We start from the raw sequence: 21,461 nt of genomic DNA on the forward strand, positions 1-21,461 counted from the left end.
TTACACCCTCCTTTTGACGAGAGGGTTTGTTAGTTAATGCGGTAAGTTTAGACGCAAACTTTTATCATCACAAAAGTCGCTTATTCCAGAAATGTTTGGTCAAAGGTATTCTTAAAGTTGTATAATGTACAACTTTACGTAGGCTAAAACAGCTTCATCCCCGCGAATGTTGTAGAAAATACAACAATACTTTAGAGAATTAGCTCAATTCAATGAAATTAGGCTAAATTGTTGTACGACCTACAACATTTACAGCTTATTGAGAAGAAACCAACGGAATTGTTGTACTTTGTACAACTTTTGCGGGGAATAGACCGAAGACAAGAACAAGAACAAAGAAAAAAGTCAAACACAAAGTCAAGGTCAAAGACAGATAGAGACTAAGGGCAGGCCCCCCTCCCTCTCCTCCTCCAACCAGAACCCAGACCCAAAAAACCAACTCACCAAATGAAAAATCACTTACCAACCATCTCAATCTGCAAAACCCACAATTAAAGAAGCTAAATCAGGGGACAAGCTCTGCTTACCCAAGAAACAAAATTCTTACCTATTTAAGACGAAAAGGAGCCTCATGATTTCTCATGGGCTCCTTTATTTATACCTTTACAACGAATTGATAGGAGCCCGACTGACTGCCATCCGCATTGCTTTTAATATCCATCAGCAGTGCTTTGTTGTAGATGCCATCCTTCGCATTACCCGCTTCATTCGGGAAAAAAAGCTGACTCGTCAGCACCTGACCATTCGGCGCCTGCACCTTCACATGGATATGGCGTGTTCGCCCTGGGTACAAGCCCGGTACAACCGTTTCTAATGTAAACTTGCCTTTATCATCCGTATATTGATGCCCCCGAAGGGTGAAGCCTTTGTTATCATATTGACCGTCGGCATCTGCTTGCCAGAAGTCTAATAACGCATGCGCAACCGGTTTACACGACGTGGATACAACGTAGCCTACAAGCGTAAGCTTCGTCCCTTTCATCCCTTGCTCTAGCAGGGAGCTTTTCTCCGGCGAGTTAGGTGTAAAATACGGACCTTCCGTGACTGCTGGCGTCATCTCCTCTGGTGAACCACACGCAGGTGTTGGCTCCAGATTTGCAGCTTTCGGTGATTCGCTCGCTGTTTCCTTTGCTTGATTACCTTCAGGCTGCGTCGTTGCTCCTCCGCCTAAATTGATTCCACAGGCTGCTAACGCCGCACTGGTGACCATTAAAACACTGGATACCAAGAACCGACGACGCGTTATTTTCTTATTTATAGATTTCAGCTCATTTTGCTTTTCTTCCATTGTCGTCCCCCCCATTTCAAAACTCTTGTACGAATATAATAGCATGGAACTGGGGGAATTCCCTGAAATTCAGCCTAAGATTGGCTTAAAGTTTACTGAAAACAGGTACAGGATAGACGAAAAAATGCAGCTCCTTAGCTATTTTGAAACAAAAGGGTTCCCTTCAACCCAGAATCGCCACGGGTATTCTCTGGCTTCTCCACTATTGTCGATGCCGATTCTTGGTCCAGCAGCAACGGATTCTACTGGTTTTCCTTCCGCAATGTAGAGAGGACGCTCAAAAAAAGGTCTTCCATAATCCTCTTTTACAATGCCCATTGCTTTTGTTAGTTTGCCGGGACCGTTGGTGAGCTCCTTTAGTTTTTTATCATGGCCGCGGCGATCATACATGTGATCAATTCCAGTACAGGGCTCCACAGCTCGAATTAAGACAGCCTCTGGATGGCCTAGCTCCCCGCTTACTATGTTCACTAGACAATGGGTATGCATCACATAGGTATAGACATAGCCCGGAGGGCCGAACATCACTTCCGTTCTCGGTGTCCTGCGATTGCCAAAGCTATGAGCGGCGCGGTCCCCGGGACCTATGTAGGCTTCTGTTTCAACAATCCAGCCTGAAGATATGCCTAATTCGGTTTCTTTCACAAGCAATTTACCGAGCAGCGACCGAGCCAAGAACAGTGTGGGCTGCTCAAAAAATGCAGCAGTAACAGGTTGGGAAGACAGAACATCTACCTCCATTTAAGTCATTTCCTTGATCCTCTGAGCAACAAGCTTAATATCCTCGGTGAAATATTTCATGAGGACGGGTCTTCGGCGTACAGCGAGTGGATGATAAGAGAAAGCAGCAGGTAACCCTTGGAACGTGTGCCACCTACCCCTGTAACTTTTTACATCGGCTTCAACATCCGGAAACATAGACTCCACAACAACATTCCCTAGTCCAAACAACAAACTGGGTTTCTTCTCTTCAAGCTGAAGCTTTAAATGGGAAGAGCATGCCTCTCTGGCTACGGGCTTGTTATAGGCTCGAATCGGACGGCACTTCAATAAATAACTTACATAAACCAAGCCCAAATCCAGCCCCGCTTCCCTTATCCCCATCTGTAAAGTTTCCCTTGTACTGCATATGAAAGCTTGTCCCTCCTTGTCTTCACGGGCACCCGGGTTATCCATAATAATGAAAATCGGAGCTTCGGGATTACCTTCCCCCCAAATCACGCGGTGGCGCTGCTTGGAGAGCTCACATTGCTGGCATCCGATGGCATGAGAAGGTGCAATTTCCTCCTGTAGAATAACGGCTTTGAAATCTAACATGCTTACATCTCCTATCCCAGTTGGTTCTAAAAACATTTTTCCCTATATGCCGGAGCCGCTATTCTTAACGAAAAAAGAACCCGATCAGCATCTGATGGGTTCTCGCCTTGTCTATTAGCCTACAACCAAACTATCCTGACCCAGGTTATCCCCTGTGGATTGTTTGATCTGTTTACTTCTTAATTGTCCACAAGCGGCATCAATATCCGTTCCATGCTCAAGGCGAACACTGCAGCTAATGCCCTGCTTTTTCAACGTATCATAGAAAGCCCGCACGGATTCCCGCTCGCTCCGTTGATATTGACTATGCTCATCTACTGGATTGTAAGGAATCAAGTTCACGTTGGCAAGGTGGCGAATATGCTGGATGAGCTCTGCTAATTGCAGCGCATGCTCTCTCCCGTCGTTAACATCCTTCAGCAAAATGTACTCCAATGTAATTCTCCGGTTCGTTTTGGCCAAATAGTACTCGATCGCCTGCATTAATTTCTCTATCGGAATCGCTTTGTTTATTTTCATGATCCGGGTACGAAGTTCGTTCGTCGGGGCATGCAGAGAAATCGCAAGATTTACCTTCAAATCTGAGTCCGCGAATTCGATAATTTTATTAGCAAGACCACTAGTTGATACTGTAATATGTCTAGCGGCAATGTCTAGGCCTTTTTGGTCTTTCACAACGCGGATAAAATCAACCATATTTTCGAAATTATCAAATGGCTCGCCAATGCCCATCACAACAATGTGGCTGACTCGTTCGTCTTTGGCCGCTTTGTCCAAATGAAACTGAACCTTCATAATTTGTTCCACGACTTCTGCGCTGGATAGATCACGACTTTTGGCCAAAAGCCCGCTCGCACAGAAGCTGCACCCAATGTTACAGCCGACCTGCGTCGTTACACACACGGACAACCCGAATTTATGTCTCATCAACACGGTCTCGATCAAATTACCATCCTGCAGCTTGAAAAGGAACTTCATCGTACCGTCCGCTGATTCTTGCCTCGTATGTTCAGTCAACGTCTGAATGACGAAATGCTCTTCCAGACTCTGAATACAATCCTGCTTCACATCCGTCATCTCTGAAAAGTCGGTTACCCGCTTCCGATATAGCCAATCCCAGACTTGTAATGCCCGCGATTTTTTGTGTCCATTTTGCTCAAGCCATGCAATCAATTGATCCAACGTTAATCCATAGATGGATTGTTTATTCATCGTTATCCTCTTTTCAAGACTTTCACATACAGTCCTATTCTACTAAGCAGCCGAAGCGTACCATCTGTTTATTATTGTGCCAAAAATCCTTCATGAACACAAGGGGAGTGAGAAGTCATACCCGTTCCTTTATCTACCTCTTATTTTACCATCCTTTTTTCGAATAATACGCTATTCTACTAATCTATTAATCCATTCAGTTTCCACCACTTTTACATAGAATAGGATAAAAGGAAGTGAGAAGAATGGCATCCAAAACAGAGAAGCTCCCTATTTATTTTAAAACCCAAGCGGTCCTACTTAAAAAACGTCGTGTGCGTCCTACTCAAATTCCTATTATTAGAGCAACCTGGTCTATCGAAGCTAATGGATTTAGAGGCCTGCTAAACACTACTGTCGGCAGTAATGGTTTTGTGACAGGAACGGTATTTTGGAATCCTATCCGAGGGTGGTACGATGTACCTTCTGGTAAAATTACTTTTCTAAGATTTGTGACGGGTGGCAGCATCGCAGGAATCAACAATCAGCTCTATGAGGGCTATATTCAAAGGTCAACAATCAACCGCGGGATCACTTTAACCGGTTCATTTATTACAGTTGGTGACGGTACATCTGCTCAGCTGAATAAATTTAGCTGGGTAGCAAGAGCTATCATCTTAATATAAGAATTAACTAAAATATAAGGCACCTCCAAAAAGCTAAAGCTGGGGGTGTCTTTCCATGAATACATCCTTTCACATACACAAATAATGTAACTAGTACGTGAAGGAGGCCAAAAAATGAACAATCAACGCGCTCAAGAGATTGCTGTTTCACCTGTCATGGTTGATGTTACTTATAATGGGACGCCGATCTACATCCAACATGTTGACGACAAGAATGAAACCGCCAGAATTTATCCCTTGGATCAACCGGAAAATGAGCAAAGTGTCCCTTTGAGCAGTCTAGTCGAGAGCTCTCAAATGTTGGAGATGGAAGATATTAAAATGATATGCCCATTGCCGAACGATTGAAAAGAAATAAGAAAAAAAGAAAGAGGATACCTTCGCGGTATCCTCTTGACTAATGATATTGGGTACAGATCTATGAAAATTTAATTATACCTATCGAATGCAAGAATACACAAACGATAAGAACAGGAGCTACTACGCGCAGTAAAAACATCCAGGCTTTATACCAAAACCCTTTCAAACCTGCTTCTTCTCCAGCCTTTTTCCACGCGTATCCCGTAAACAAGGTAACGACTAACCCACCGAATGGCATCAGAACATAGGAAGTAATGAAGTCCATCCAATCAAAAATGCTTTTACCTCCAGGATTGAAATCCCCTAGCACACCTCCAACAGAAAGCCCTGAAGGAACACCTACTAAGAAGCAAAGGATGGATAAGATAACCGCTGATTTTTTGCGGCTCCACTGCCATTTATGCATGGCATAAGCGACTGGTACTTCTAAAATGGAAATCGCTGAAGTCAACGCCGCAATGGCTAGGAGCAAGAAGAATAGACCACCAAAGAAGAAGCCAAATGGCATTTGCGAGAACGCTGCAGGCAGCGCCATGAACGCCAAGCCTACGCCTTCGCCAGGCTGAAGCCCGTAAGAAAACACTGTTGGGAAAATGACTAGTCCCGCGATGAAAGCATATACCAAATCACCGAAACCAATGGCGAGAGTTGCTGTGCCAAGTGATTGTCTTTTTTCCACATAGGACCCATAGGTTAACATACAGCCCATCCCTAGCGATAAGGAAAAGAACGCATGTCCCAAAGCAACTAGCGCAGACTCCGCGTCCAGCTTGGAGAAGTCAGGTTTTAAGAAGAAGGATACCCCTTCTCCCGCTCCTGGGAGCGTAAGCGAACGGACCATAAGAACCAGTAGGATGATGAGAAATCCGGGAATCAAAACTTTGTTGAATTTCTCGATACCACCAGAAACCCCTTTAGCAAGAACCCCGCCCGTAACCACCATAACAACAGCCTGCCAGAAGATAGGCCAGTAGCCCGAAGCGAATGATAGGAACTTGTCTTTATAGTCGGAGCCCTCTTGGAACAAGATGCCAGTAAATGACTCTACTGTATAATGGAGTGTCCATCCCGCGACTACCGCGTAATAGGACATGATCATGAAAGCGGTAAGAATCGATAATAACCCGAATGCTCCCCAGTATTTTTTGCCCGTCAGATTAAAGAAAGATACCGATGCGTTACCTCTACCGCCGCGGCCAATCGTCATTTCTGCAAGTAAAATAGGTAAGCCTACAATAATTAAACATATGATGAATAATAGGAAAAAGGCGGCACCGCCATGTTTACCCGTAATGTAGGGAAACTTCCACATGTTGCCCAGCCCTACCGAGCTGCCGATCGCAGCCAAAATAAAACCTGTAGACGTAAAACGCTCAACCGTTCCTGTTTTTTTGCCTGCTGCTTGTCCTGATGTCTGATCGTTGCTCATGATGAATGATGAACTCCTAACGTTATTTTGATGCCATAATATTACTGGAGAATCCGTCTCTCGTCACCTTGTAAAATTTCACAAATCTCAACAGCAGAAATACGTAGTGAAAATCTCTATTCTTGTTCCTTATTCTCTGTTGTTAGGCGACATTTATGTAATGGAAACTAACCTTAGAAAGCAGGGATATTTGTGAAGAAGATACTAGGTATTGCTATCACAGTCTCGGTAATTGTCTGTCTAATATTAGGGACAATAATTATTTTCGGCAATCCGGATAATCCAACTCATAAGTTTCTATTACCCAAAGAATATTCGGGGTGGATAGAAGTTGTATTTGATCAACCTGAATTTCCTGCGTTGAAACATGAAGGGAATTACATGGTTTATGAAGTCCCGCCCTCTGGAAAAATAAAGACCTCAAGTAGAAACATTAGTGGCTCTATGGTTTTTTATTATGTTGATTATAATGGACAAAAAACAAAACTTCCTGAGACTGTGATAATGATACATGGTTTAGGAACTAGTTCTGGGGAAATAGGGAACGCTGATGGCACAACAACTAAAATACCAGAAAAACTTCGTTTTTTTGTTGGGACAAAAGAGCAATGGGAGTAAAAACCACTTATCGCAGATTTCCCATACTAACGAATCGACTTTCCTCTATCTAGAAGTCTGGCGAGACTTTCCCTTGCAATCGACATAAAAACAAAAAATGAGAAGGCAAGATTAACCTTGCCATCTCATTTTTTGTTTTCTGAGTCCCTAAGTGAATTTATTTATTTTTGAGACAGACCCGTTTATTCCAAATTAGCGTGTCGACCAAACATGGTCGTGGAGTCGTAACCTTTTTTCTCCATTAACCGAAGGATGACAGCGTCAAAGAATAGCAAGAGAGTTTGCTCAAATAGCGAGCCCATTGGTTGTATGGTGGAGTAATTGCTAGACGACTTATCTTTAGGCGAGCCAGGAAGCTTAACGACGATATCCGCAAGCTGTCCGATCTTTGATTCTGGGAATATCGTTACTAGCGCGACAGAAGCCTGCAAGGTTTTGGCCTTCTCTGCCATCGATAAGAGACTCTTGGTTTCCCCAGAACCTGATCCGATGATCAGCATGTCTTTTTCCGTGACATTTGGCGTGATCGACTCACCCACAACGTAAGCATCAATGCCCATATGCATCAGCCTCATTGCGAAAGCTTTGGCCATCAAGCCGGATCTACCGGCCCCAGCTACAAAAACCTTGCTTGACTCCATGATCCGCTCTACAAAACGATCCGCTTGATCGTCATTCAGCTGGTTGGCACCCTGCTGCAGCTCATGAAGGATTTCAGCTAAATACAGATTCGTTTCCATGCGAATTAAGATCCTTGTTTGATCAATTTCTGCATTTCTGCGGCTGCAGCTTGCTGGTCTTCTTGTCCAGTAATACCTCCGCCGACAATAACAAGATCAGGATTCGCTTTGATAACTTCCGGAAGTGTACTTAATTTAATGCCTCCCGCAATCGCTGTTTTGGCCTGCTTCACAACACGCTTGATCGTCAGAAGATCTTCAAATGAATTCTTTCCGACTGCTTGTAGATCATAACCTGTGTGCACACAGATATAATCAACGCCGAGTGCGTCGATCTCTTGAGCACGCTGCTCAAGATTTTTCACAGAGATCATATCAACCAGAATTTGTTTGCCTTGTTTTCTAGCTTCTTCTACAGCACCTTTGATCGTCATGTCTTCGGAGGCACCTAATACGGTAACGATGTCTGCTCCTGCTTCGGATGCTTTCATAACTTCGTAGCCAGCGGCGTCCATAATTTTCAAGTCAGCCAATACTCTGAGGTTAGGAAAAGCTGCTTTGATTTCTTTGACCGCGCGAAGTCCTTCATTAATGACAACCGGTGTGCCAATTTCAACGATATCTATATATGCTTCCACTTCTTTCACCAATTTCTTGGCTTGCGGAATGTCGACAAGATCTAACGCTAATTGAAGTTCCATGGATGACTCGCTCCTCATATAATTTTGTTTTGTATTGTTCATGGGTCCAATTGTACGATGATACTTTTCGAAAAGGAAGTACGCACTATTCAGTGACGTAGTACCCATTTGGAAACTATGAATGACAAAAAAGACCGTCAACACGAAGTTAAAGGTCCCTACAACTTGAATTTTTTTGTAACATTTGAGCTTCAGTTAATTCGTTCTTGGTGGTTATGCCCCCAATCAGCCATTACATTGAGCACTTCCTCCATGGTTAGGCCATATTGCGTTAAAGAATATTCGACTTTCGGAGGTACTTGAACGAATACTTCCCGATGGATAATGCCGTCATCCTCTAATTCGCGTAGTTGTTGGGTTAACATTTTTTGCGTAATGTCAGGCATCCCTCTTTTTAACTCGCCAAAGCGTTTGACGCCGTCCATCAGATGACAAAGAATGACCAGCTTCCATTTGCCGCCAATGACTTTCAAGGTCATTTCTACCGAGTTCTTAAATCGTTGATCGCCCATGGTAACGACTCCTTTAGTATACTTTTTGATACTATAGTACTTAAAAGTAGGTACTTGCTTTTAGTTGCAATACCATTAATAATAAATGGCGTGACTATCAGTTGCAATAGGAACCCTTGTTAGGGTTGTCTTCATAAATAGCTAAAAGGAGAGATGACTATGACTCAGAAATTATTTGCTTCCTATGATCTGAAAGGTTTACACATAAATAATCGCATTGTTATGGCGCCAATGTGTCAATATTCGGTTACAGCTAAAGACGGAAAGCCAAATGAATGGCACTATGTTCACTATCTTAGCCGCGCTATTGGCGGTACAGGCCTCATTATTATGGAAATGACGGATGTTGATCCCGATGGGCGCATTACCGATTTCGACTTAGGCATATGGTCAGACGAGCAGATTCCGGCCTTCGCCAAAATTATTGACGGTGTACACGCGCATAACACAAAAATCGGGATTCAGATCGCTCATGCGGGACGCAAAGCAGAAGACGCGGCAGTCCCAGTTGCCCCATCTGCGATACAGTTTCCGGGATCAGCTTACAAAATGCCTCGCGCCCTTGCAACCGAAGAGGTTCAAGACGTGGTTAAAAAATTCGGTGATGCAGCCCGCCGCGCTGTACAAGCTGGTGTGGATACGATCGAGCTTCATGGAGCACACGGCTATTTGATCCATCAGTTCCAATCGCCTCTAACGAATAAAAGAGACGATGTTTACGGTCAAGACCTTGCCCGCTTTGGTGTAGAAGTCATTCAAGCCGTAAAGAAAGAAATGCCTGCTGACATGCCGCTCATCTTCCGCATCTCCGCAGTGGAGTATGTCGATGGCGGATATGATATTGATCATGCTATCGAGCTGTCCAAAGCCTACCAAGCTGCAGGAGTAGATGCTTTTCATGTGAGTTCTGGCGGAGAAGGACCTGCTGGAGAGAGAAAACCAGGCAATTACCCGGGCTATCAGGTTCCGTTCGCACGTAAAATCCGCGAGTCGCTGAATGTACCCGTTATTGCTGTAGGTATGCTCGAAGATCCAGCGCTTGCTGAATCCGTTATCGGCAGCGAAGATGCTGACTTCGTAGCGATTGCCCGTGGCATGCTGCGTGATCCGTACTGGGCAACACATGCTGCCATTACGCTTCGCAATGAACCAAATAATATTCCAAAACAATATATTCGAGCTTACTAATATGAAAAAAAGGAGCCACCCTTAGATAATTAAGGGCGGCTTCTTTTAATAAAATGTCCAATCGCTCGACAAAAAAACGCACCTCTTTACATATTTTTTAAAAGAAATGTCTTGATTATAAGCTTTGAAAACTAAATAATATGAAAAAGATCTTATTGATCGGCACGACTTGATTACGATTGGAGCTTTAGTACACACAAGAGAAAGGTTGACACTGACATCATGGAGTTATCACACCGTATTACCAAGGAGCAAGCAACCAAAGAACCGTTCCCTATCTCTATACTTTCCCTTACAGTAGGCGCTTTTGCCATTGGAATGACTGAATTTGTTATCATGGGTCTGCTGCCTAATGTCGCTAATGATTTGCATGTCAGCATCTCATCCGCAGGACAACTCATTACGATGTATGCCCTCGGGGTAGCTATCGGTGCGCCAATCCTGACGGTTCTCACCCACCGAATCCCGCAAAAGAAACTGTTATGTCTGCTTATGCTTTTATTCATTCTCGGTAACGGAATCTCTGTTTTCGCGCCAAGCTATGCCATTTTGATGGGAGCCCGTATGATAACCGCATTGACACACGGGACATTCTTTGGAGTTGGGGCTGTTATCGCCTCCAATCTTGTACGTCCGGACAAGCGTGCCGGGGCCGTATCCATCATGATGGCTGGCCTAACCATTGCCAATATTATCGGTGTTCCTCTGGGGACATTCATCGGTCAACACATGGGGTGGCGATCCTCATTTGGCGCGATAGCGATCATGGGAATCATTGCATTAATCGGCATTCTTATCTTTATACCGCAAATTCGGCATGACAAACCAGCGAGTATCGTTAAGCAGATTAGCGCTCTCGCCAAGCCCAAGCTTCTTCTATATCTGCTGATCGGAGCACTAGGTAACGCCGGCCTATTCGCCGTATTTACTTATATTACGCCACTGCTAGTGCAAGTCAGCGGTTTTGCTGAACATAGCGTAACTTGGATCCTCGTTCTCTTCGGCTGTGGAGTAACCATCGGCAATATCGTCGGCGGAAAGCTTGCAGACTGGAAGCTGATGCCCTCCATACTGGGACTTTACCTTTCGATATGTGTCATTCTTACCCTCTTCACCTTTACCATTTATAGTCCGGTCGCTGCCGTCTTGACTATATTTCTGTGGGGAGCTGCTTCCTTCGCTGTGTTTCCTGGGCTGCAAGTACGTATTATGAGCCTTGCACAGGCGGCACCAGCACTTGCCTCTACCTCCAGTCATTCAGCTGGTAATCTAGGAAATGCCGCCGGTGCTTTCATTGGGGGATGGGTCATTACACATCTAGCAATCACAGCCCTCCCTTGGGTCGGTGCCGTACTCGTAGGACTGGCGCTGATCTTAGGATTTGCTTGCTATATAGTAGAACGCAAACCCGCATAATCAACGCTAGCGATTCCCATAATTATAATTGTTTTGTGGGATGTTGGTATTGAGGCGCTGCATGGGGATGACTTGTCGTGTTGGCATACGAGGGATAGGCCTGCCGCTTATGCATTTCTGACACACATTCGTCCGTAGGTCCAATCACAATGGTTTGATTATCTAGAGGTTTAAGAGTTTTCCTCAATAGTTCAGGATTAGTTTTTAATCGGTTTTTATTGACATCAAAAAAGTATTGAACATCTGGTTGCGTATAATCTATATCAGGTGTCGCCAATTCGGAACAACTCCATTTCGCACGTAATTACATATCTGCATGATATGCGTTGGATGTTAATTCGTGACAGATGACTAGTTTTGGCAGAAGGGATCGTAAAAAAGAACCTCGAGCTCCTTTTTGTGGAGTTGAGGTTCTTTCTTTTTACGCATATGTGCGACCGTTCCTATTACCACCCATCTAAAAGGAACAAGGATGCGCTATTTCACTGAGATCTGCATAAATTTGGGTTCAAGCGGAACGACGATGCGTTATTTGACCATTTTTGCGTCTGCAACGTGTTTTTTAAACAAATAAGGTATCCTCGTTCCGTGATATGCCTGTTTAGCTCTCATTTGCTCAAAATAACGAATCGTCGTTCCTTTTCATGATAACAGGGGTTCGATAACCGCCATTATCGCGCTATAATGAGCAACTCAAGATTCACGTGTGTTAGAAAAAGTTCTATATGGGAGGCCTTCTTCTTCTTTGCTTTTATTCGCAGTAGATGCTTTTTTCGAAGACCACAAGGCTTCGATCTCTTCCAGCGATTTCCCCTTTGTCTCTGGTACTAGACGCCAAGTGAAAAAGAAAGTAAGTACGGACATGAAACCGAATATCCAGAATGTCACCGCTGGCCCTGCAGAACCAAGCATCGGAGGAAAGGTCTGTGATACGATATAATCCGCTGTCCATAGCGCCATAGAAGCTATCGCCGTAGCTTTTCCACGAATACGGTTCGGGAAAATTTCGGACATAATCACCCACACGACTGGCCCAAGCGATACAGCAAAGGAAGCCACATACAATAAAATAAAGATTAGCACCAATGGCCCGGAAGGTTGTCCCGTTTGAAAGGCGGCACCTATTACAACTAGGCACACTGTCATTGAGGCAGATCCAACAAGTAGAAGGACCTTACGTCCCACCTTATCGATGAGCCATATAGCAAGAATAGTGAAAAGGAAATTAATCAAACCGACCAAAATGGTCTGAATCAGCGAAGCATTCGTGCCAGCACCCGTTTCTTTAAAAATTTCTGGGGCATAGTACATAATCGCGTTAATTCCCGTAACTTGCTGGAGAACTGCCAGTCCCACTCCTACGATTAAAGCAAGCCGCAAAGCTGGGCTGAACAGTTGGCGGATCGATCCGCTTTCCTGACTGAACGATTCCTTGATATCCAGTACTTCCTGTCTGGCCAGTTCGTCGCCGTGAATCTTAAGTAAAATCGGAAGAGACTCTGCTGCTCTCCCCTGCTTGATCAACCATCTCGGACTTTCAGGCACAAAGAAAAGCAGTACTAAGAACAGCAAGCCCGGAAAGAACCCCGAAGCCAAACATCCATCGCCAAGCAGTTGAAATATCCCATGCGTCGTCCCCATACCCCGCAATGCCCATGTTGATGAAATATACGAGGAAGATACCGGTCACCGTCGCGAACTGATTCAGAGCTACAAGACGGCCGCGATACTTGGCAGGCGCTATTTCCGCGTTATAAAGAGGACATAGCGTAGAGGTAATACCAATCCCAAGTCCGCCAATAATTCGGGCAATAATATAGCCGGTGAACGTATCTGGAATGGCGGAACCGATGGACCCGATAATGAATAGGATCGCAGCCATAATCAGCACTTTTTTCCGACCGAACCTATCCCCCAGCATACCGGATCCTGCTGCTCCAACGATACACCCGATGATTAAGCTGGAGACCGCCCAACCCACTTCCACCTCACTTAGGTCGAAACGTTCTTTCATAAAACCGATTGCACCCGACACAACAGCTGTATCAAATCCAAATAGTAAACCGCCCAAAGCGGCAACCATCGAAACTAGCGTGACAAACTTCATGCTTACTTGTTGGTCTTGATTGTTTTTATGTGAGCTCATAAGCGATTATCCCTTCTGACTTATTCGCACTTATATGCGAGTCTTTTATCATGAACAACTCGTAAATCCGTCTAATGCGAGACTCATTATACCATGCGTTTTGTTCAAGCTAGGGGCCAATTCCCTTCACTTATTTGTTGTTTACAAGCATAATCTTGATGCCTGCAATTAACCGTCAGATATAGAGCGGCAGACTAGCACATTCTTGTTCGGTAACAACAAAAAAGTCCATGCATCTCTGCATGAACCTTAGTCTTTATTACAGTTGGTTGCGGTACTCAGTAGGAGTTACCCCTGTTACCTTTTTAAATACCCGGCTAAAGTAATTAGGATCTTTATAACCCACCATATAACAGACTTCCTTTAAGCTGAATTGCCTGTCCTTTATGAATTCCTTGGCCCTTTCAATCCGCAGCCTTGTCACATAATCAATGAAGGTTTCTCCCGTTTGCTGCTTGAATACTTTGCTAAAGTAATAAGGGTTCAAGTGGACATGCTCCGCCACGTCTTCAAGGGAAAGCTCCTCGCGGAATTTATCTTGAATAAACGTGATCGCGTTGTCTAGGACACTCCATGTTCGCTGTTCACGTTCCTCGCGGATTCGTTTGATGGCCAATTCTACGTAAGTACGTTCAGAAGTATTGTCTGAAATAAACTTATCAGCTATTTCCCACTCTCCTTCCAGGGAAAGCATTTTCAAATCCTCAAAAGAGCAAAGGTTACCCCATGTTTTAGGATACGTGGATGCGAAGACGGCTTCAAAATACGATCTCCTTATCCCCTCAATATCCATTTGAACGGACCCGGTGCCTACATTAGCGTCTATACTACGCTGTTGGTGAAGTATCTCCACTAGCTTAGCGCCTAGGATGTCAGCCTCTTCCCGTAATACCTCATCCTTGATTTCTGCCTTCTCCAGAAGAAAGATGACCATGTGCAAATGGACCATAGAACTGACCACACAACCGGCCCTATTCTTGATAAATCCTTTGGCGAAGTTTTTTGCCGTTTCGTAAAGCTTTTTCTTTTCGATGCCTAATTCCTGCTCGGAGGTATGCCCGAATTCCGGCAAGGCGAGCACAAGCACACAACCTTTATCTATGGAAATGTCGAGGATATCAGCTAGATACCCCACCTCGGTGTCATTTACTTGATCTGACATAAAGACCAGAGCCATTTCCGTTTCCGCCAACGGGAGCAGCTGGAAGTACTTATCGCGTATTGCGAACTCCTCGTCGCGCTTTCTTTGGTCCTGTTCAATCTCAGCTACCATACGCTGGAGGAGTGCGACGATTTGTTCGCGTTTAGCCGGTTTGATCAGATACTCTTTTACCCCCAAGGAAAGGGCTTCTTTGGCGTATTCAAAATGTTCATAGGCTGTAACCAGAACCATCTTGATCTGCGGACTATGAGCCTTGATTTCCTTTAACGCTTCAAGGCCTTGAATGCCCGGCATTCGAATATCCATCAGCACGATATGCGGCCGAAATTCATCTGCCTTTTGAATAGCTACGCGACCATTCTCTGCATGAATAATTTCAAAGGTATTCGGCATCATTCGGGTCACAATCCATTCAATGCCTTCTCTTTCTAAAGCTTCATCATCTGCGATCAGTAGGCGATACATCTCCATCCCCCTTTCCTGCAGCAGGAAGCCGGATGAGGACAGTCGTCCCCCGGCCCGGTTCACTGTGAATATCTACAAGATTCTTCCTATCATAGAATAATTCGAGTCTTTTAAAGACATTACGCGTCCCTAATCCCGTGGATTGTCCCTTTTCTTGGCCAAGCAGCGGTTCCGATTCGAAGTGAAGCAGAGACTCACGGACTTCCTCGCTCATGCCGATCCCATTATCTGAAATGGCAACCCTTACTTCACCAGTCCCGCAAGCAATGATCAGCTTAATCTCAGCCCCTTCTTCCATTCCCTCAATACCGTGGACAAAGACATTCTCAAGGATCGGTTGAAGGGTTAGCATGGGAACGTAAACGTCCAGTCCGCTCTCGTCAATTTCTGTTATGAACTGAATCCGGTCACGAAAGCGAGCCTGTTGGATGGTAAAGTACTCTTTGGCATGCTCGACCTCATCCCTGAGCGTCACCGGACGATCCAATTTCCGAAGATTATACCGAAGAAGATTCGACATGGATACCGTAAGATCGCTAGTTTTTTCAGCACCCTCAAGCAGAGCAAGCTTGGATATGACATTCAAGGAATTAAAGAGAAAGTGCGGGTTGATCTGATTTTGTAAAACTTCCAGCTCCAATTCTTTGACCAGCTTGTCCTTTTCCAAGCTTTCTTTCTCTTTCATAATAAGTTCCTTCAAATTGTCTTGCATGCGCCCAAATGCTTTAGATAACATACCAAACTCATTATGCTCACTGATCTGCGGTGGGGGAGCTTGCAAATTCCCGTCTGAAATTTGTTGAGCCGTTAAGGCCAACTGCTTGATCGGTCGGGTAATACCTAGGGAAATCCAATAAGCAAACAAGACACTTATCAGCGTATTCAAGATAAAGATAGCGACTCCCCAATGATTCATAACTTCCGTTTGGATAAGAATTTGTCTGTAGAAGGGCTGATAATAACTGAGTTCCAAGTCAATAAGATGATGTCCTTCTGCTTGGATGAACGCTGCTGTCTGCTCTGCCTCTTCGTAGAAAGCCGCATAAGCCAAAGAACCTTGGTTATTTATAGCCTCTATGACACCCGCTTCTTGCCCTATAAACGTATCGATCATGTTTCGATAGCTGCGGACTGTAAGATCAGTAGTTGGAATAATCGTCTCCTGTGCAGACAAGCTTTCCCGCAGAAGATTGAGCTCATCCCTCTGACTTATATATGCCTTGCGGCTGTTCTCTGTTCGATCCATTAAGTAAACATTCAGAGCACGAAGGTTCCCCTCCGTTTGTCCGGCAATTTGCTTGTACAATAATACCCGATCCAGCATCACATTATAGCTTTGCTGCACCGTTCTTCCGCTTTCAAAGATGAAATAGGCAACTGCGTTATTCAAAATAAAAAGCGCCGGTATGACAATAAAAAGCATTCTACGTATATTCATGGGCTGCCCACACTTGCCTTCAAGTGATTTCTATCCAGAATATCTGTAGTGGTGAAGTGCTGGACCGGAATGGAGCCCCCTTTGAGAATTTCCGCTAGCAAATAAACCGATTTGAACCCAATCTCTTTAGGCTGCTGAACGATGGAAGCTAGGATTGCTCCTTGGGCGATACCCTGTTTGGTTTCCTCCAGGTCATCAAATCCGTACACGCTTACATCTGCTCGATTCGCTGCCTTCAGTCCTTCCACGATACCGACAGCATCTAAAGAGCTAAATCCGACCATCGTCTGAATACTTGCGTATTGGTTTAACATAGCTTCTGTCTGCTTAGCGGCTTGAATTCGTGAAATATTCGATGAGCGGACAGCTACGATTTCAAAACCTGGCGTATTTCGAATAATTGAACGGAAACCCTCTAGACGCAGCTGTTGATTATCCGCCAGTTCGCTTCCGATCATGACACCGATACGGCCTTTCCCGCCAGCCTCTTTCACCACAAGCTCTCCCATGCGTTTGCCTGCTTCCCAATTATCTGTTCCCACGTAGGCGAGTCGCCGGCTCTCCGGCTCATCCGCATCTACTGTGAGCAATGGAATACCTTGATCTATCGCATTGCTGATCAGTTGATCGTAGTGCTGCTCCTTTATCCCTTGCACGATAATGGCATCAGGCTTGGCAGCAATCGATTTCTCTAGGAGATTCATTTGTTCAGAAGGATTTATGCGAATCGGCCCCATGTAATCAATCTTCATACCCAGCTGCGCCGCGGCTTCTTTTGCTCCCAACTCCACCGTTCTCCAGAATGGATTGTCGATCTCTTGAGCAATAAGCACGACGTGCTTGATACGTTTATCCTCTACCCCGCTTTGTTCCATTTGCCCGACCAAGTAATCGATCTTAAGCGAGGAAGATAAAAACTGAAATAAAAAATAACAGAAAACAAGAAATATGCCTATCAGCCCCACCGTCCACTTTTTCTTTGACATGGAGCACCCCCGAAGTTTAGTAAAAAATATAGATTTATTATACAGAGCCTGCAGATAAAACGGAAATCACGTTTAGTATTCGATGATGAATAATTTTCCTATACATGGCAAAAGGTACTATTGACAATTTAAGGAAGGATGAATGGAGACAATGGACAACCATAATCAAGAGATGACTTTAACGAATCGGCAAGGTCATCCGATTTCAGATAATCAAAACATACGAACAATTGGAAATCGAGGACCGTCAACGCTCGAAAACTACCACTATATCGAGAAAATATCCCATTTTGATCGGGAGCGAATTCCAGAACGTGTTGTACATGCACGCGGTGCCGGTGCCCATGGATATTTTGAGGCGTATGGTAAACTGGGTAATGGTCCTATCTCTACCTATACACGTGCCAAGCTTTTTCAAGAGGCTGGTAAACAGACCCCTGTATTTGTCCGATTTTCTACGGTCGTTCACGGCAATTACTCTCCAGAAACATTTCGTGATCCGCGAGGGTTCGCCACAAAGTTTTATACCGAGGACGGTAACTGGGACTTAGTCGGCAACAACTTGAAGATATTTTTTATTCGCGATCCGTTGAAATTCCCGGACATGGTTCATGCCTTCAAACCAGACCCCGTTACCAACCTGCAAAACCCTGAGAAAATGTTCGATTTCGTATCGAACTCTCCTGAGGCCACTCACATGATCACATTCCTGTTCTCTCCGTGGGGGATTCCAGCCAACTATAGACAAATGCAGGGGTCTGGTGTGAATACCTACAAGTGGGTCAACCAAGACGGACAAGCCGTATTAGTCAAGTATCATTGGGAACCGTTGAAGCAAGGAATGAAGAACCTGACTCAAAAGGAAGCAGAGGGCATACAGGCCAAAAACGTAAGTCATGCCACGCAGGATTTGTATGAAGCTATCGAACGCGGTGAGTACCCAGAATGGGAGCTCTGTGTTCAAATCTTGAGTGATGACGAGCATCCTGAGCTCGACTTCGACCCGCTTGATCCGACTAAGCTTTGGGATCATGAACAATTTCCTTTTTTACCTGTGGGCAAAATGGTGCTGAATAAGAACCCCGAAAATTACTTTGCTGAAGTCGAACAAGCTGCTTTCGGTACGGGGGTTCTGGTAGATGGTCTCGATTTTTCCGATGACAAGCTTCTGCAGGGCCGAACCTTCTCTTACTCCGATACCCAGCGATACCGCGTGGGAACGAACTACCTTCAGCTGCCGATTAATGCCCCCAAAACACGTATAGCGACGAACCAACGGGATGGGCAAATGACCATCATGGTTGATCGCGCCCCCGGGCAGAATCCGCATGTGAATTACGAGCCCTCCTCACTTGGCGGGTTAAAAGAAGCAGTTCCTTCCGGTAAAGAACATCAACCTATGTATAATGACAAATTGGTCCGTGAAAAAATTAGCCGAACCAATGATTTCAAACAAGCCGGAGATACCTATCGCAAATTTGAAGATTGGGAACGCGATGAATTGATTGCGAATTTGGTAAATGCGCTGAAGATATGTAAGCCAATGATCCAGAGTAAAATGATCGAACATTTCACAAAGGCCGATCCTGATTACGGTCGACGTGTTTCAGAAGGTCTTACTCAAGCTAACGTCGATTCGACACACCTCGGATCCACTTCTGAAAGAGATGGCGCTGAAATTGCCGAGAACTCAGGAAAGCGAACAGATGGATACTAAAAATTAAAAAATAAGGACGAAACATTTGTTTCAGGAAATGACCGAGTAAGGCTCACAGCCTTCCGGTCATTTTTTCGTTCCCTGGCTGCCCAAATGGAAAGTTTTTACTGTAACTCGTGGCAATAGACCATACAGACGTACCCCTTAATGAATAGTCTAGGTATTAGCTACTCCTTCCCCATCTTAAATAAAGCGAGGTTGCTACATGGCAAATCCCTATACGAAAAACCGAATTCATAAAATTACTCGCCGTTTCGGCCTGCTACCGCTCCGGTCAGGCACGGTTGCGTCCTTTTACCGAGAAAACGCCATCATTCAAGTACAAACGGAAACGGGCACCTTTGCCATGAAACCCTTTTTTCGAAATACACTCCTCCGCACGAGTACCGTTCATCAAATGAAAACAACAGCAGCGTATATAGAACTCATGATGAATAGTGGATTCAGTTACATGCCCAAATGGCTCACTACCCCTTCCGGAAAGCTATGGACTTTACACCTTGGACGCCCCTTCTATATGACCGAGTGGATAAAAGGAAGGAATTTGGAAACGAATGAAGATTTTGAAGAGCTTGGCCGGGGCCTTGCCACCCTACATACTACATCCAGTGGTCTCCTTGACACTAAAGGGCCCTTCACGCATAAACAAATCGAATTATGGAAAATCCAAGATCGCTTCTTTCGTAGACGAATGGCAACAGCTATCCAAACGCATGAACGGAACCGTAAATGGTACAAAAAATACGGAAAATACTGTAAGCGTCTCACCGATCAAGCATGGGCTAACTTAAGCAGCCCTGAGATTGAAGATCTTATGAAGAAGGAATCGGAGCATCCCGCATTGATACACAACGATATTACTTCCCCTAATGTTATTATTTCTGAAAATGGCCAGCTGTTCATTATCGATTGGGACCGTGTTAAAGTGGGATCCATCTATGTGGATCTTGCGAAAGCGCTCATGAATACTACACAATTCAATCCCGATTTCATACTAGCGTTATTAAAAGGGTACGAGGAACGGCGTCCTTTAGATGAGACCGAGCGTAAATTAATTTCGTCCTTATATGGATTACCTCGGGAAGCTTGGCACGCTACTCGGTTCCCTCATCAATCAAGAAGCCGTGAAATGCTCGAAATTTTGGAAAAAACCTGGCATCCCCGATTAAAAGCCATGGATTTATTAGATGAATGGACAAAATCAATCCCTAAGGAGAATGAGCATGAAGATGTCCATGAAGTCACAGATTGAACAAATGTATGGCATAAAAATTAAAGAAACTATGCAAATAAAAGATATTTATAAGGTTCGGACTACGAACGAGACTTATTGTTTAAAAAGTTACGCTTTCCCGGAAGAGGAGGTCCGGTTTATTACCCGGATTTTATCCTATATGGATGAGCGTGGTTTTACTCGCAGTCAAAAGGTTTCTCCTACAGTGGAGCAATCGCCCTACATGACTTATGATGGCCTTTCCTACACATTAACGAATTGGGTTGACGGCCAGAGGCCGGACTTTACGAGGAAGAAAGACTTAAAGAAAAGCATTCGAACTTTAGCCAAGTTCCATTCTATAGCGGAAGGATTTCCTACTGCCGAAGCTCCCGAAGCTAGAATTCGATATATGGGGCTGGATCACGAGATTAACGAATATAAAACCTTTCTCAGTTCATACAAAATTACCGCACATTTAGCAGCACTTAGTGAGGACGTACTAGATCATTTACAACAGCCCAAAGTGATAGAGGCTATCGATACGGAACAAAAGGTTTCTGCATTTGTTCATGGCGATTACAATTATCCCAATCTCATGAAAGACAAACGGCGGAAGCTGCATTTGATCGATTTTGACAACACTTCGCTCCACACCAGAATGAAGGATTTGTCCCATATTCTTCATCGAAACGCCCTCTGGGACGGTTCGGAGATGCTTCGTTGGATCGATTATTATCAGAAATATCGTCCCTTGAGCTCATCTGATCTCAGCCTTCTTCATGCCCTTTTATCTGCACCTTATCATGTGGTCCGGAACATTAGGATTGGCGGTATTCGTTTGGCCAAAGAGGTTATTCCGACAACCGCCCATTTGAACAAGTATCAGCGTGAGCTTAGGGCGTTACTGTAATTGGGAATAGTCATTGCAAATCCATGATTGATAAA

The 21,461-nt window shown here is 44.6% G+C and carries 19 protein-coding genes and 2 pseudogenes; 8 read left to right on the forward strand and 13 right to left on the reverse strand.

Annotation, left to right across the window (positions count from 1 at the left end):
• Positions 1–595: 595 nt before the first annotated feature.
• The 4 genes from QFZ78_RS22555 to rlmN form a co-directional block, all read right to left on the reverse strand.
• Positions 596–1,288 (reverse strand): dioxygenase family protein, encoded by a 693-nt coding sequence (locus QFZ78_RS22555; RefSeq protein ID WP_307550875.1) that lies wholly within the window; start codon positions 1,286–1,288, stop codon positions 596–598.
• Between the two features lie 138 nt (positions 1,289–1,426).
• Positions 1,427–2,029 (reverse strand): DNA-3-methyladenine glycosylase, encoded by a 603-nt coding sequence (locus tag QFZ78_RS22560; protein WP_307550876.1) that lies wholly within the window; start codon positions 2,027–2,029, stop codon positions 1,427–1,429.
• A complete protein-coding gene (locus QFZ78_RS22565; protein ID WP_307550878.1) occupies positions 2,030–2,605 on the reverse strand; it encodes a uracil-DNA glycosylase in 576 nt (191 codons plus the stop codon).
• Between the two features lie 114 nt (positions 2,606–2,719).
• Complete coding sequence (gene rlmN, locus QFZ78_RS22570; RefSeq protein WP_307550880.1) at positions 2,720–3,817, reverse strand: dual-specificity RNA methyltransferase RlmN; 1,098 nt, start codon at positions 3,815–3,817, stop codon at positions 2,720–2,722.
• A gap of 245 nt (positions 3,818–4,062) precedes the next feature.
• On the opposite strand from rlmN, the gene QFZ78_RS22575 reads away from it, so the two are divergent.
• Positions 4,063–4,482: a hypothetical protein gene (locus tag QFZ78_RS22575; RefSeq protein ID WP_307550882.1), complete on the forward strand. Its 420-nt coding sequence runs from the start codon at positions 4,063–4,065 to the stop codon at positions 4,480–4,482.
• A 114-nt stretch (positions 4,483–4,596) separates the two neighbouring features.
• Positions 4,597–4,770, forward strand: a pseudogene (locus QFZ78_RS22580) (small acid-soluble spore protein H); the annotation flags it as partial.
• Between the two features lie 130 nt (positions 4,771–4,900).
• Here QFZ78_RS22580 and QFZ78_RS22585 read toward each other — a convergent pair.
• On the reverse strand, positions 4,901–6,271 hold the full coding sequence (locus tag QFZ78_RS22585) for a sodium-dependent transporter (RefSeq protein ID WP_307550883.1): 1,371 nt from the start codon (positions 6,269–6,271) through the stop codon (positions 4,901–4,903).
• Between the two features lie 192 nt (positions 6,272–6,463).
• On the opposite strand from QFZ78_RS22585, the gene QFZ78_RS22590 reads away from it, so the two are divergent.
• Entirely contained in the window at positions 6,464–6,889 is a 426-nt protein-coding gene (locus tag QFZ78_RS22590) for a DUF6843 domain-containing protein (RefSeq protein ID WP_307550885.1), read from the forward strand.
• A 182-nt stretch (positions 6,890–7,071) separates the two neighbouring features.
• On the opposite strand, the gene hxlB is transcribed toward QFZ78_RS22590, so the two are convergent.
• The 3 genes from hxlB to QFZ78_RS22605 all read right to left on the reverse strand — a co-directional run bounded on the left by hxlB (position 7,072) and on the right by QFZ78_RS22605 (position 8,782).
• On the reverse strand, positions 7,072–7,629 hold the full coding sequence (hxlB, locus tag QFZ78_RS22595) for a 6-phospho-3-hexuloisomerase (RefSeq protein ID WP_307550887.1): 558 nt from the start codon (positions 7,627–7,629) through the stop codon (positions 7,072–7,074).
• 5 nt (positions 7,630–7,634) lie between these two features.
• Complete coding sequence (hxlA, locus tag QFZ78_RS22600; RefSeq protein WP_307550888.1) at positions 7,635–8,270, reverse strand: 3-hexulose-6-phosphate synthase; 636 nt, start codon at positions 8,268–8,270, stop codon at positions 7,635–7,637.
• Positions 8,271–8,461: 191 nt separating this feature from the next.
• Positions 8,462–8,782: a winged helix-turn-helix transcriptional regulator gene (locus QFZ78_RS22605; RefSeq protein ID WP_307550889.1), complete on the reverse strand. Its 321-nt coding sequence runs from the start codon at positions 8,780–8,782 to the stop codon at positions 8,462–8,464.
• 159 nt (positions 8,783–8,941) lie between these two features.
• On the opposite strand from QFZ78_RS22605, the gene QFZ78_RS22610 reads away from it, so the two are divergent.
• Together QFZ78_RS22610 and QFZ78_RS22615 are read left to right on the forward strand one after the other, a co-directional pair.
• Positions 8,942–9,970: an NADH:flavin oxidoreductase/NADH oxidase gene (locus tag QFZ78_RS22610; RefSeq protein ID WP_307550891.1), complete on the forward strand. Its 1,029-nt coding sequence runs from the start codon at positions 8,942–8,944 to the stop codon at positions 9,968–9,970.
• 222 nt (positions 9,971–10,192) lie between these two features.
• On the forward strand, positions 10,193–11,386 hold the full coding sequence (locus QFZ78_RS22615) for an MFS transporter (protein ID WP_307550892.1): 1,194 nt from the start codon (positions 10,193–10,195) through the stop codon (positions 11,384–11,386).
• A gap of 22 nt (positions 11,387–11,408) precedes the next feature.
• Here the strand turns inward: QFZ78_RS22615 and QFZ78_RS22620 are convergent, their stop codons facing one another.
• From QFZ78_RS22620 to QFZ78_RS22640, 5 genes and pseudogenes are all read right to left on the reverse strand, one after another.
• On the reverse strand, positions 11,409–11,663 hold the full coding sequence (locus QFZ78_RS22620) for a hypothetical protein (RefSeq protein ID WP_307550893.1): 255 nt from the start codon (positions 11,661–11,663) through the stop codon (positions 11,409–11,411).
• Positions 11,664–12,079: 416 nt separating this feature from the next.
• Positions 12,080–13,414, reverse strand: a pseudogene (locus QFZ78_RS22625) (sugar porter family MFS transporter); the annotation flags it as partial.
• A gap of 377 nt (positions 13,415–13,791) precedes the next feature.
• Positions 13,792–15,159: a response regulator transcription factor gene (locus QFZ78_RS22630; RefSeq protein ID WP_307550894.1), complete on the reverse strand. Its 1,368-nt coding sequence runs from the start codon at positions 15,157–15,159 to the stop codon at positions 13,792–13,794.
• Entirely contained in the window at positions 15,134–16,597 is a 1,464-nt protein-coding gene (locus tag QFZ78_RS22635) for a sensor histidine kinase (RefSeq protein ID WP_307550895.1), read from the reverse strand. Before QFZ78_RS22635 ends, QFZ78_RS22630 begins: the two co-directional genes overlap by 26 nt.
• Complete coding sequence (locus QFZ78_RS22640) at positions 16,594–17,583, reverse strand: substrate-binding domain-containing protein (protein ID WP_307550896.1); 990 nt, start codon at positions 17,581–17,583, stop codon at positions 16,594–16,596. The genes QFZ78_RS22635 and QFZ78_RS22640 overlap by 4 nt, the downstream gene beginning before the upstream one ends.
• Positions 17,584–17,725: 142 nt before the next feature.
• Between QFZ78_RS22640 and QFZ78_RS22645 the strand changes: the two genes are divergently transcribed.
• The 3 genes from QFZ78_RS22645 to QFZ78_RS22655 all read left to right on the forward strand — a co-directional run bounded on the left by QFZ78_RS22645 (position 17,726) and on the right by QFZ78_RS22655 (position 21,426).
• On the forward strand, positions 17,726–19,300 hold the full coding sequence (locus QFZ78_RS22645; RefSeq protein WP_373461059.1) for a catalase: 1,575 nt from the start codon (positions 17,726–17,728) through the stop codon (positions 19,298–19,300).
• A gap of 205 nt (positions 19,301–19,505) precedes the next feature.
• A complete protein-coding gene (locus tag QFZ78_RS22650; protein WP_307550898.1) occupies positions 19,506–20,552 on the forward strand; it encodes a phosphotransferase in 1,047 nt (348 codons plus the stop codon).
• On the forward strand, positions 20,524–21,426 hold the full coding sequence (locus QFZ78_RS22655) for a phosphotransferase (RefSeq protein ID WP_307550900.1): 903 nt from the start codon (positions 20,524–20,526) through the stop codon (positions 21,424–21,426). The genes QFZ78_RS22650 and QFZ78_RS22655 overlap by 29 nt, the downstream gene beginning before the upstream one ends.
• The last annotated feature ends 35 nt before the right edge of the window (positions 21,427–21,461 follow it).

This window comes from Paenibacillus sp. V4I5 (assembly GCF_030817255.1).
In the GTDB taxonomy this organism is placed as follows: Bacteria; Bacillota; Bacilli; order Paenibacillales; family NBRC-103111; genus Paenibacillus_E.